The sequence below is a fragment of the Stenotrophomonas sp. AS012628 genome, assembly GCF_010608305.1.
GTDB classification, from domain to species: Bacteria; Pseudomonadota; Gammaproteobacteria; order Xanthomonadales; family Xanthomonadaceae; genus Stenotrophomonas; species Stenotrophomonas geniculata.
The window spans coordinates 15,063-27,754 of record NZ_VMBJ01000021.1 but is presented as its reverse complement, the minus strand read 5'-3'; the positions used below and the strand labels follow the sequence as shown (position 1 = coordinate 27,754).

Annotated in this window: 9 protein-coding genes and 1 tRNA gene; all 10 read right to left on the bottom strand. The window is 65.5% G+C overall.

The window, feature by feature from the left end; genetic code table 11:
* Positions 1 to 76: 76 nt before the first annotated feature.
* The 10 genes from G5A07_RS11175 to nuoN all read right to left on the bottom strand — a co-directional run bounded on the left by G5A07_RS11175 (position 77) and on the right by nuoN (position 12,678).
* Positions 77 to 1,267 (bottom strand): glycoside hydrolase family 18 protein, encoded by a 1,191-nt coding sequence (locus G5A07_RS11175; RefSeq protein ID WP_191863320.1) that lies wholly within the window; start codon positions 1,265 to 1,267, stop codon positions 77 to 79.
* A 277-nt stretch (positions 1,268 to 1,544) separates the two neighbouring features.
* Entirely contained in the window at positions 1,545 to 3,653 is a 2,109-nt protein-coding gene (gene pnp, locus G5A07_RS11170) for a polyribonucleotide nucleotidyltransferase (RefSeq protein WP_032128652.1), read from the bottom strand.
* Between the two features lie 151 nt (positions 3,654 to 3,804).
* Positions 3,805 to 4,065 (bottom strand): 30S ribosomal protein S15, encoded by a 261-nt coding sequence (rpsO, locus tag G5A07_RS11165; protein ID WP_005410445.1) that lies wholly within the window; start codon positions 4,063 to 4,065, stop codon positions 3,805 to 3,807.
* A gap of 173 nt (positions 4,066 to 4,238) precedes the next feature.
* Positions 4,239 to 5,147 carry a tRNA pseudouridine(55) synthase TruB gene (gene truB, locus G5A07_RS11160; RefSeq protein ID WP_043401948.1) on the bottom strand — a complete coding sequence of 303 codons (909 nt, stop codon included), beginning with the start codon at positions 5,145 to 5,147 and terminating at the stop codon, positions 4,239 to 4,241.
* A gap of 105 nt (positions 5,148 to 5,252) precedes the next feature.
* The gene (gene rbfA / locus G5A07_RS11155) at positions 5,253 to 5,636 is read right to left on the bottom strand and encodes a 30S ribosome-binding factor RbfA (RefSeq protein ID WP_005410447.1); all 384 of its coding nucleotides are present in this window, start codon (positions 5,634 to 5,636) and stop codon (positions 5,253 to 5,255) included.
* Between the two features lie 132 nt (positions 5,637 to 5,768).
* A complete protein-coding gene (gene infB, locus G5A07_RS11150) occupies positions 5,769 to 8,414 on the bottom strand; it encodes a translation initiation factor IF-2 (RefSeq protein WP_010486450.1) in 2,646 nt (881 codons plus the stop codon).
* 92 nt (positions 8,415 to 8,506) lie between these two features.
* Positions 8,507 to 10,018, bottom strand: coding sequence for a transcription termination factor NusA (gene nusA / locus G5A07_RS11145; RefSeq protein WP_006458580.1), 1,512 nt, complete (start codon positions 10,016 to 10,018; stop codon positions 8,507 to 8,509).
* Positions 10,019 to 10,022: 4 nt separating this feature from the next.
* A complete protein-coding gene (gene rimP / locus G5A07_RS11140; RefSeq protein WP_005410450.1) occupies positions 10,023 to 10,613 on the bottom strand; it encodes a ribosome maturation factor RimP in 591 nt (196 codons plus the stop codon).
* A 400-nt stretch (positions 10,614 to 11,013) separates the two neighbouring features.
* A tRNA-Met gene (locus G5A07_RS11135) sits at positions 11,014 to 11,090 on the bottom strand.
* Between the two features lie 127 nt (positions 11,091 to 11,217).
* Positions 11,218 to 12,678 carry an NADH-quinone oxidoreductase subunit NuoN gene (nuoN, locus tag G5A07_RS11130; protein ID WP_054172230.1) on the bottom strand — a complete coding sequence of 487 codons (1,461 nt, stop codon included), beginning with the start codon at positions 12,676 to 12,678 and terminating at the stop codon, positions 11,218 to 11,220.
* Between the last annotated feature and the right edge of the window lie 14 nt (positions 12,679 to 12,692).

Sequence of the window (12,692 nt, the reverse complement as noted above, 5' to 3'; positions counted from 1 at the left end):
GCTGCGGGCGTGGACATGCTGTGCGGGGTTGGGCCGATGGCGTTGCGGCATTGCGCCGGGCATCGCCTGATGCAGCTCAATCGCCGATGCGCGCCTTCTGCCAGGGGCCCAGCATGGCGTTGAGCAGGCTGGCCTGCTCGTCGTCGCCGGTCAGCTCCCACATGAATACACCGGCCAGGCCCTGCTCGCGGGCGAACTGCGCATGCAGCCCGATCGAGCGCGGGTCTTCATAGCTGATGAAGACCTTCTGTTCGGCGTTGTACAGCCACGGGCTCTGCGCCTGCGGCTGCCAGTGCTTCGTCCAGCCCGGCTGGTCGAGATAGCGCGCCTTGATCACCCGCCAGTCGCCTGCATCGGCCGGTGCGCTGTAGGGCTGGTACAACCCATCCGGGGCATCACCTGTAACCTTGAAGCCGCGCCCGTAGAACGGCACGCCCAGCACCAGCTTGTGGGCCGGTACGCCGTGGTCGCGGTAAAACTGCACGGCACCGGCCACGTTGTTCCAACGGCGCAGCTCCGGCGCCAGTGGATCGGCCGCCACCTCAAGCAGCGGTGCGTTGAAGGTCGACACCGCCGAGAAGCCGGTGCCCATGTCGTAGCTCATCAGGTTGATGAAATCGAACACCTTGGCCAGCGCCGGCAGGTCGTAGCTCGCCGCCGGATCGTAGGGGCCATCCGTCTGCAGGCGACCGGCGGCCAGCGCGGCGGTCAGCAGCATCGGCTGCCCCGCCTTGCGACCGCGCGCATCAAGTGCCACGCGGAACGCCTGCGCGAGCCGGGTCAGGTTGGCGCGATCCTGCGGGCGGTGCGCCAGTTCCTTCGGCCCACCACTGACCGGGAATTCCCAGTCGATGTCCACACCATCGAAGCTGCCTGCATGGCGCTCGAAGAACAGCGTCATGCATGAGTCGACCAGGCGCTTGCGGCTGGTTTCGGTCAGGGCCGCATCGGAGAACCCGCCTGCGCCCCAGCCGCCGATCGAAATCAGCGTGCGCAGGTGCGGATGCGCCTTCTTGAGTTCGGCCAGTGCGGCGAAATTCTTCGGCGCTTCCGCACCGATCGTGCAGCGCCCGTCCTCGATGGTCGAGAACGCGTAGAACAGGTGGGTCAGGCGCTCGGCCGGAATGCTCGACACCGGATAGCGCTCGGCGGAACCACCGGGGTAGTAGGCACCGAAGATCGGCGGCTGCGCGGGCGCAGCGTGCGCGGCAATGGGCAGGGCGCCGGCAATCAGTCCGGCAAGGACGGCCACAGTCTGGCGGAACATGGAATCTCCCGGTTCGAAGGCGCCGCCACGTTAGCAAACCGATGGGGCTGTGGGACCGATGTCGTGGCATGTCGTCCGATGGACAGGCGCGATCCGTGCAACGGTGACAGAACAATGGCTGCGTAGCGCCTCTCATGCACCGCAGCAGGACATGCGGCGACCTGGGTGAGCGGTTGTTCGCAACTTCGAGGCAAAGAAAAAGCGGGCCGAAGCCCGCTTTTTCATTTCAGCGATTCCAGGAGCGTGTCAACCAAGCAAGGTTGACACCCACCGCCGATTATTCGGCGCTGACGGCGTCGCCTTCTTCCACGGCCTTCATCGACAGGCGGATACGGCCCTGCTTGTCGACTTCCAGCACCTTGACCTTGACCACATCGCCTTCCTTCAGCACGTCGCCGACCTTCTCGACGCGATCGCTGGAGATCTGCGACACGTGGACCAGACCGTCCTTGCCCGGCAGGATCGTGACGAACGCACCGAAGTCCATGATCTTGGCAACCTTGCCTTCGTAGATGCGGCCCGGCTCGACGTCCGAGGTGATCTGCTCGATGCGGGCCTTGGCGGCCTGGGCAGCGATGGCGTTGACCGATGCGATGACGATGGTGCCGTCGTCCTGGATGTCGATCTGGGTGCCGGTTTCCTTGGTGATGGCCTGGATGGTCGAACCACCCTTGCCGATCACTTCGCGGATCTTGTCCGGGTGGATCTTGATGGTCAGCAGGCGCGGCGCGTAGTCCGACAGCTCTTCACGCGGAGCGGTCAGACCGTGGGCCATTTCGCCCAGGATGTGCAGACGGCCAGCCTTGGCCTGCTGCAGGGCCTGCTTCATGATCTCTTCGGTGATGCCTTCGATCTTGATGTCCATCTGCAGGGCGGAGATGCCCTCAGCGGTACCGGCCACCTTGAAGTCCATGTCGCCCAGGTGATCTTCGTCACCCAGGATGTCGGACAGGACGACGAAGCGCTCGCCTTCCTTGACCAGACCCATGGCGATACCGGCAACCGGCGCCTTCACCGGCACGCCGGCGTCCATCAGGGCCAGCGAGGAACCGCAGACCGAGGCCATCGACGAGGAACCGTTCGACTCGGTGATTTCCGAGACGACGCGGATGGTGTACGGGAAGGCTTCCAGCGACGGCATGACAGCCAGCACGCCGCGCTTGGCCAGGCGACCGTGGCCGATTTCGCGGCGCTTCGGGCCCATCATACGGCCGCACTCACCCACCGAGAACGGAGGGAAGTTGTAGTGGAACAGGAAGTTTTCCTTGTACTCACCGGCAACGGCGTCGATGACCTGGCCGTCACGGGCGGTGCCCAGGGTGATGGTCACAATGGCCTGGGTTTCGCCGCGGGTGAACAGCGAGGAACCGTGGGTACGCGGCAGCACGCCGGTCTTCACGGCGATCGGGCGGACGGTGTCCAGCGCACGGCCGTCGATGCGGACCTTGGTGTCCAGCACCGAGTCACGCATGGTGCGGTATTCCAGCTCGCCGAATTCCTTCGACAGCTCGGCCGGGTTCCAGCCTTCAGCGGCCACGCGGCCAGCCAGGGTTTCGACCACGTCCTTCTTGATCGCCGAGATGGCGTCGCGGCGCTGCAGCTTGTCGCGCACCTGGAAGGCTTCGCCCAGGCGCGGGCCGATGGCTTCCTTCAGGGCGGAGATCAGCGCGTCGTTCTTGGCCGGGGCTTCCCAGGTCGACGGCTTGGTGCCGGCTTCGACGGTCAGCTCGTTGATCGCGTTGATGACCTTCTGCATCTCGCGGTGACCGAAGGTCACGGCGCCCAGCATCACTTCTTCGGACAGCAGCGCAGCTTCGGATTCAACCATCAGCACGGCGTTGGAGGTGCCGGCGACGACCAGTTCCAGCTGCGAGTCAGCCAGTTCGCTGACGGTCGGGTTCAGGATGTACTCGCCGTTCTTGTAACCGACCTTGGCAGCGCCGATCGGACCCATGAACGGGGTGCCGGCCAGGGCCAGGGCAGCCGAGGCGCCGATCAGGGCCGGGATGTCGCCGTCCACGTCCGGGTTCAGCGACATGACCGTGGCGATGATCTGCACTTCGTTCTTGTAGTCTTCGGGGAACAGCGGGCGGATCGGACGGTCGATCAGACGCGAGATCAGGGTTTCCTTCTCGGTCGCACGGCCTTCACGCTTGAAGAAACCACCCGGGATACGGCCGCCGGCGTAGAACTTTTCCTGATAATCGACGGTCAGCGGGAAGAAGTCCTGGCCTTCGCGCGCGCTCTTGGCGGCGACGGCGGTGACCAGCAGTACGGTGTCGTCCATCTTGACGATGACGGCACCGCTGGCCTGACGGGCGACTTCGCCGGTCTCGAGCGTGACGGTGTGCTTGCCGTACTGGAAGGTTTTGGTGATTTTTGCCACGGAGGGTGTCCTTGGGGATGCTGTCTGCGAATTTGGACCGTCGGCGACCCTTGCCGCCAGCGGGTGGCCGGATCGTTCCGGCCTGAATCGGGGATTGCGGTGCTACAAAACAAAACCGCGGCGCATCGCTGCGCCGCGGGGGATTCGTTGCTTAGCGACGCAGGCCAAGCTTTTCGATCAGGGCCTTGTAACGCTCGACGTCCTTCTTCTTCAGGTAGTCGAGCAGGCTGCGACGGCGGTTGACCATCTGCAGCAGGCCGCGGCGGCTGTGGTGGTCCTTCTTGTGGGTCTTGAAGTGGCCGGTCAGCAGTTCGATGCGGGCGGTCAGCAGTGCAACCTGGACTTCCGGGGAGCCAGTGTCAGCCGAGCTGCGCTTGTTGTCTTCAATGACCTTCTGGGTGTCGATCGACATTTCTTTTTTCTCTGTGATGCGTGGCCGGCAGGAACGCGCTTCGCGCACCGCCAGGCTCGCCGTGGACTACGAGGATGAAACCTGCGCGAGGCAGGCTGCCGGAAAACGGCCGCGAAATTGTAACGGTCGGGGGGCCTCGGAACAAGGTCCGGGGCTGAACCGTCCGGGCCCGGTCAGAGGTTGAAACGACGCTGCGGAGCCAGCAGGCCACTGTCATCGACCTGACCCAACCCCTGGACAGCATCGTCCGGACCGAACACGGCCACCAGACCACGGGGCCACGACAGATCGCGCTGGCGCTGGCCGACGCAGAAGCGGTGGGCCTGGTCGGCATCGAGGTCGACCCGCGGGTATTCAGCCAGGCCGGCCGCCAGCGGCAGCAGCAGCGCGTCCATGCCCGCCTCGTCACCCGCCTCGACCATCGCCCGCAGCTGATCCAGGGTGACCATCGCCGGTTCACGGAACGGCTCGACCCAGAGCCGGCGCAGCGCACTGATATGCGCGCCACAGCCCAGCGCCTCGCCCAGATCGCGGGCCAGGCTGCGGATATAGGTGCCCGAGCCGCAGGTCACACGCAGCCGCAACCGCTCCGGCTGCTGCTCGAGCACCTCGATGGCGTGCACCTGCACCTCGCGCTCCGGCGCTTCAATGACGTCACCGCGGCGGGCCTTCACATACAGCGGCTCCCCGCCCTGCTTCAGCGCCGAATAGATCGGGGCGCGCTGGCGGATGCTGCCGGTCAGCGGCGCCAGCGCCGCCTGCAGGGTCTCGGCACTGATCGAAGGCACCGGGCGCTGCAGCAGCACCTGGCCTTCGGCATCGTCGGTGTCGGTGGTCTGGCCCAGCATGATCTCGGCGTCGTAGGCCTTGGCCGAGCCGAGCAGCAGGCCGGCAATCTTGGTCGCCTCGCCGAAGCACAGCGGCAACAGGCCGGTGGCCAGCGGGTCGAGACTGCCGGTATGGCCGCCCTTTTCGGCACGGAACAGGCGACGAGCCACCTGCAGGGCGGCGTTGGAACTCATGCCGGTCGGCTTGTCGAGCAGCAGGATGCCATCCAGGCGGCGGAACTGAATTCGGGTCATGACAGGACGTTGTAGAGCCGAGCCATGCCCGGCTGCCGCAACGCGGCCCGCACAGGCGTCGCGTTGCCGGAATGAAAAGACGCCGGGCATGGGCCCGGCGCTGGCTTATTCTTCGTCGCTCTCGCGACGCTTCTCCGCGGCCAGCGTATCGGGCAGGTCGCGCAGGATGTTGTCGATGTGCTCACCACGGTCGACCGAGTCGTCGTAGTGGAAATGCAGCTCCGGCACGTGGCGCAGCTTCATCGCGCGGGCCAGATCCATGCGCAGGCGGTAGCCCAGCTCCTTCAGGCCGGCCACAGCTTCAGCCGAACGTTCCGGCATCAGCGCGGTGACGAACACCTTGGCATGGGCCATGTCGCGGGTGATTTCCACGTCGGACACGCTCACCGAGGGCAACCCATGCTCGCGCACGGCGTTGTGCACCAGGGTGCCGAGTTCACGGCGCAGCTGGGCGGAGACACGGTCGGTTCGATGGAAAGTCTTGGGCACGAGGAGCTCTTGGTTCAGTTGTCGCCCGACCAACGGTCGGGCGCTACCTTTGATTCGATTGTCGCCCGACCAACGGTCGCGCGCTACAGGTACATGGTAGGGCCCGACCGTTGGTCGGGCCACCTTGCAGCATTACAGGGTGCGCGGCACTTCGATACGCTCGAAGCACTCGATCTGGTCACCCGGCTTGACGTCGTTGTAGGCCTTCACCGCGATACCGCATTCGGTACCGTTGCGGACTTCCTCGACGTTTTCCTTGAAGCGGCGCAGCGATTCCAGTTCGCCTTCGAAGATCACCACGCTGTCGCGCAGCACGCGGATCGGCTTGTTGCGCTTGACCACGCCCTCGATGACCATCGAGCCGGCAACGGCGCCCAGCTTGGAGCTGCGGAACACGTCGCGGACCTCGGCGATACCGATGATCTCTTCGCGGATCTCCACGCCCAGCAGACCGGAGGCCACCTGCTTCACCTGATCGATCACGTCATAGATGATCGAGAAGTAACGCAAGTCGACGCCGTTGGATTCGATGATGCGACGGGCCGAAGCATCCGCACGCACGTTGAAGCCGATGACGGTGGCCTTCGAAGCAGCCGCCGAGTTGGCGTCCGATTCGGTGATGCCGCCCACGCCGGAGTGGATCACGTTGATGCGGATGTCGTCGTTGGACAGCGCGACCAGTGCCTGGCTCAAGGCCTGCACCGAACCCTGCACGTCGGCCTTGATGACCAGGTTGAGGACCTGCTGGCCCTCGCCCTTGCCCAGGGTCGCCATGATGTCTTCCATGCGGCTGCCAGCGGTGGCCACCAGGCGCGATTCACGGCGCTTGGTCTCACGCTGCTGGGCAACGTCCTTGGCCAGGCGCTCATCCTCGACGACCACGAAGTCGTCACCGGCTTCCGGCACGCCGGACAGGCCCAGGACCTGCACCGGGATGGACGGGCCGGCGAACTCCGGCTGCTTGCCGGTTTCGTCGAACAGCGCACGCACGCGGCCGTACTGGATGCCGCACACCAGGTAGTCGCCCTTCTTCAGGCGGCCCTGCTGCACCAGCACGGTCGCGACCGGGCCGCGGCCCTTGTCCAGCGACGATTCGATCACCACGCCCGAGGCGCGGCCTTCGTCGACGGCCTTCAGCTCCAGCAGCTCGGCCTGGATCGAGATGGCGTCCAGCAGGTCGTCGATGCCCAGGCCGGTCTTGGCCGAGATCTCCACCATCTGGGTATCACCACCGAAGTCTTCGGCCACGACCTGCTCGGACAGCAGTTCGTTCTTGACCCGCATCGGGTCGGCGTCGGACTTGTCGATCTTGTTGATCGCCACGATCAGCGGCACACCCGCCGAACGGGCGTGCTGGATCGCTTCCTTGGTCTGCGGCATGACGCCGTCATCGGCGGCCACGACCAGCACCACGATATCGGTCAGCTTGGCGCCGCGGGCACGCATCGAGGTGAAGGCAGCATGGCCCGGGGTATCCAGGAAGCTGATCACGCCCTTCGGCGTATCCACGTGGTAGGCACCGATGTGCTGGGTGATGCCGCCGGCTTCGCCGGTGGCGACCTTGGTACGGCGGATGTAATCCAGCAGCGAGGTCTTGCCGTGGTCGACGTGGCCCATGATGGTGACCACCGGCGGACGCTGGGTGGCTTCGCCCTGGTTTTCACCGGTCGAGGCCAGCAGTGCGTCTTCGGCATCGTTGTCATTGGCACGGATTGCCTTGTGACCGAGTTCTTCGGTCACCAGCGCGGCGGTGTCATGGTCGATGGACTGGGTGATGGTGGCCATCACGCCCATCTTGAACAGCGCCTTGACCACCTCACCGCCCTTCAGCGCGAGCTTCTGCGCCAGGTCGGCCACGGTGATCGTGTCGCCGATCGCCACTTCACGCACCACCGGCGCGGTCGGACGCTCGAAGGCGTGCGGACCGGCATTGTTGCCACCGCGCGACATGTCGCGACGGCCACCCGCCTGGTTGCGCCCGCCCGGACGACCACGGGTGTTGCTGTTGTTGCTGTTGCCACGACGCGCGCGGTCGGCAGCCGACAGGTGCATCTGGCCGGCGAAACGATCGCCCGGGCCACGCTCGTTGCGCGGCGCGCTGCGGTTGTTGCGGTCGTCGTTGCGCGGCGGCGGCGGCGCACTGCGCGGCGCAGCCGGAGCGGCGGCCGGCGTGCGTGGCGGCCGCGGCGCGGTTTCATCGATCGGAGCGCGCTTGGGCTTGGTGGCGGCCAGTGCCTCGGCAGCCTTGGCGGCAGCCGCAGCCTCTTCGGCAGCCTTCTTCTCGGCCTCTGCGCGTTCCTTGGCCGCAATCTCTTCCTCACGGGCGCGGACGATGGCTTCGTCGCGCAGACGATCCTTCTCGGCCAAGGCCTGCTGTTCGGCGAGGTTGCGGGCACGCGACTCTTCCAGCTTGCGCAGGATGTCGGCGCGCTCTTCGTCCGGCGTCATGGCGCGCGCACCATCCTTGACGTAGGTGCGCTTCTGGCGCACCTCGACATTCACGGTCGTCTTGCTGCGACCGGAATTGACCGTCACTTCCTGCTGCTTCCGGCGGTTGAGCGTGATCTTCTTTGCAGACTGATCGGTCTCTTCCGGGGCCTGCTCGGGCTTGCCGTGCGAACGACGAAGGAAGCCCAGGAGCTTAACCTTCTCGGAGCTGGTCACGACCTGGTCGGGACCGCTGAACTTCATGCCGGCACCGGCCAGCTGTTCCAGCAGTTTTTCGACCGGCGTGTTGACCAGTTCGGCAAGCTTGCGGATGGTGGTTTGCTGCGACATTCGGATCCTATGATCTTGTGGGCGCCCCCCCGCATCTGGAGGTGGCGCGGATTCTACGCCCTGAGCGGCTCAGGGCCCTGTTCATTGCCGGCTCATTCGCCGCGTTCCAGTCGGGCGATCTCTTCGGCACGGGCGGCCAGGATCAGCGCAGCGGCGCGCGCCTGATCCAGTCCTTCGATACCGAAGTCCATGACCTCGTCGGCGGCCAGGTCGGACAGGTCCTCGCTGGTACGCACGCCGTGGCCGGCCAGCGCATATGCGGTGGCTTCGTCCATGCCCTTCAGGGACAGCAGGTCCTGCGCCGGCTGGCCGTCTTCAAGGCCTTCTTCGACTGCCAGGGCCTCATTGAGCAGCGCATCGCGGGCACGAGCGCGCAGCTCTTCGACGATGTCTTCGTCGAAACCTTCCACGGCCAGCAGTTCGCCGACCGGGACATAAGCGATTTCCTCGACGGTACCGAAGCCTTCGCTGACCAGGATGCCGGCGATCTCTTCGTCCACTTCCAGCTTGTCCATGAACAGCTGGCGGGCCGACGCCTGCTCGGCTTCCGACTTGGCGGTGACCTGGTCCTGGGTCATCACGTTGAGCTGCCAGCCGGTCAGGCGGCTGGCCAGGCGCACGTTCTGGCCGCCCTTGCCGATCGCCTGGGCCAGGCGGTCTTCAGCGACAGCCAGGTCCATCGAGTGCTTGTCTTCATCGACGATGATCGACTGCACTTCGGCCGGCGCCATCGCGTTGATGACGAAGTTGGCCGGGTTGTCGTTCCACAGCACGATGTCCACGCGCTCGCCATTGAGCTCGTTGGACACGGCCTGCACGCGCGAACCGCGCATGCCGATGCAGGCACCGATCGGATCGGTGCGCTGGTCGTGGGCCAGCACGGCGATCTTGGCGCGGTCGCCCGGATCGCGGGCACAGGCCTTGATTTCCACCAGGCCCTGGCCGACTTCCGGCACTTCCAGCTTGAACAGCTCGATCATGAATTCCGGGGCGGCACGGCTGATGAACAGCTGCGGGCCACGCGGTTCCGAACGGACTTCGGCCAGGTAGCCGCGCACGCGGTCGCCGGCGCGCAGCACGTCGCGCGGAATGCCCTTGTCCTTCGGGATGAAGCCTTCGGCGTTGCCACCGAGGTCGACGTAGATGTTGCCGCGCTCGGCGCGCTTGACCACACCGGTGATCAGCTCACCCACGCGATCCTTCCATGCATCCACGACCTGCTGGCGCTCGGCTTCGCGCACGCGCTGGACGATGACCTGCTTGGCGGCCTGGGCAGCGATGCGGCCGAAATCCGGGTTCTCGATCTGCTCTTCGATGTAGTCGCCGACGTCCACGCCTTCGGCCTCATCGACCGCGTCCATCAGGCGGATCTGGCGATCCGGCGATTCCATGACCACGTCATCGGCCACCACTTCCCAGCGGCGGTAGGTTTCGTAGCTGCCATCCTTGTGGTCGATGACCACGCGGGTCAGCACTTCCTCGTCGGGATAGCGCTTCTTCGCTGCCGAGGCCAGGGCGGCCTCGATGGCATCGAAGATCACTTCACGCGGCACGCCCTTCTCGTTGGCGACTGCGTCGACTACCAGCAACAGTTCCTTGCTCATTGGCTCACTCCGCGCGCGGCTTCTTTGCCGCCGGCTCGTTGGAAGAAGAATTCGTGTTCGGCTTCGGACGCTTCGGTGCCGGACCGGTCGGCTTGCTCGGGGCCAGCCCCAGCGCCACCCAGTCGGGCATGATCCGTGCCTTGTCGATGTTGTCGGCCGACACCACCACTTCGGTCTTGTCGACGATGAAGGTGATGGTGCCAGCGGCCTCGTCGGTCGCCTCGATACGGCCCTGCAGGCGACGACGGTTGTCCTGCGGCAGCTTCAGCGTGACCTTGGCCGATTCACCCTGGTGTCGGGCGAACTGCTCCAGGTTGAACAGCGGGCGATCCACGCCCGGCGAGGACACTTCCAGCGTGTAATTGCCGCTGATCGGGTCTTCGACGTCCAGCTGCGCCGACACTTCGCGGCTGACCCGCTCGCAGTCGTCGACATTGATGATGCGCTCGGGCTGTTCAGCCAGCGGCACGTCGATGTAAAGGCGCAGGGTCGCACCGCCGGGGGCCGGCAGATACTCAACGCCCAGCAGCTCCAGGCCCAGCGACACAACGGTCGGGGCGAGCAGATTCGCGATGTCGGTTGCCTTGTCGCTCACAGCCTGCCTTGATCTCTTGGTTGGGTGCCGGCCTTGGCCGGCGTGAAAACATGACGCCCCGGAAACGACAAAGGGCCCGCTGGGCCCCTTTTCCGGAAAGACTCCGGTGACTGGATTCCGGTTGCAACCTGCAGTGCCTGCCGGTTGCGGCCCTCCTTCCGGGTCCGGACTCCCGCCGGGAGGCCGCCTTCAGGGGTACTGCTAGGTCGCTGATGATAGCGGCTGCACCGCGCTGGTGCAAGGTGCGGGGCTACCCCGAAGCGTCCGCTGCGCTCGCCGGGCATGGCCCGGCGCTACCACCGTGCGGCGTACGGGTAGCGCCGGGCCATGCCCGGCGGATCGAGCACCGCCCCATAGAAAAACGCCTTCGAAGCAGGACTTCGAAGGCGATTTCTTTACTTGGTAGCGGGGGCAGGATTTGAACCTGCGACCTTCGGGTTATGAGCCCGACGAGCTGCCAGACTGCTCCACCCCGCACCGGAAGTGTTTGAACTGCTGCCCTGCTCTTTCGAGGAGGGCTACCGCAACGATGTTCTGGCTGAACCGCTGCAGTGACAACTCAGGCTGCGCATATTACACGAATCGCGCAGCTTTGTGTCAACTTTTATGCAAGATGCGCAAATGCCTGCTGGCACCAGACCATGATCGGGTTCCAGGCCAGGCCCAGCGCCAGCAGTGCCAGCGCGTTCACGCCCAGCACCAGGCCCAGGACGCGGTCGTTGCTGCGCGGCATGGCCTCGCCCACCGGCTCATCGAAGTACATGACCTTGATGACGCGCAGGTAGTAGAAGCAGCCGACCACGGCACACAGCACGCCGAGGATGGCCAGCCACAGCAGGCCACCGTTGACGGCCGCGCCCAGCACCGCCAGCTTGGTCCAGAAGCCCAGGAACGGCGGGATGCCGGCCAGCGACGCCATGATGCACAGCACCAGGCCGGCCATCCACGGGTTGCGGGCGTTCAGGCCCTTGAAGTCCTCGATGTTCTCGGCTTCAAAGCCGGCACGCGACAGCGCGATGATCGCACCGAAGGCGGCGGTGGACATGATGGCGTAGGCCAGTGCATAGAACAGCGCGGCGGCATAGCCCTGCGAACCGCCACCGGCAATACCCATCAGCAGGAAGCCGATGTGCGAGACGGTGGAGAACGCCAGCATGCGCTTGAGGTTGCTCTGCGCGATGGCCATCAGGTTGCCGATCACCAGCGAGACGGCGGCCAGGCCAGCAATCAGCAGCTGCAGTTCGGTCGACAGCGGGCCCACGCCCATTTCCAGCAGGCGGTAGGCCATGCCGAATGCGGCCAGCTTCGGCGCCGAGCTGATGAACAGCGCGATCGGTGCCGGGGCACCCTGGTACACGTCCGGCAGCCACATGTGGAACGGTGCGGCACCCAGCTTGAAGGCGACGCCGGCGATCATGAACACCGCACCGGTGATCAGCAGCACGCGCTCTTCCGAGTGCGGGATGGCGTCGCGGATGACGTCCAGGTGCAGGCTGCCGGTGGCGCCGTAGATCAGCGACATGCCGTACAGCAGCAGGCCCGAGGCCAGCGAGCCGAGCACGATGTACTTCATCGCCGCTTCCGAGGCCAGGCCGTTCTCACGGTTGCTGGCGACCAGGGCGTAGGAGCACAGCGCCAGCAGTTCCAGGCCCAGGTAGACCATCAGCAGGCTGCCGGCCGACACCAGGATCATCATGCCGGCGGTGCCGAACAGGATCAGCACCGGGATCTCGCCCTGGAACAGGTTGCGGTCACGCAGGTAACGCCAGCCATAGACCAGGGTCAGGCCGCTGAGCAGCACGATCCCGGTCTTCATCACGTCCGCAGCGGTATCGCGCACGAACATGCCATGGAAGACCTCCCCCTGCCCGCCCACGCCGGTGGCCAGCATGAACAGCACCACGGCCAGCGCAGCGAGCGAGAACAGGTGGGTGACGATCTTGTTCCGGTTGCTGACGAACAGGTCGAGGATCATCAGGGCGAAAGCGCTGCCGATCAGCACCAGCTCGGGAGCGAGCGGTGGCAGGTCAGCGGCGGTCAATGGCAGCAGCGGCGAGGTGGTCATCATCAAATCCTGGA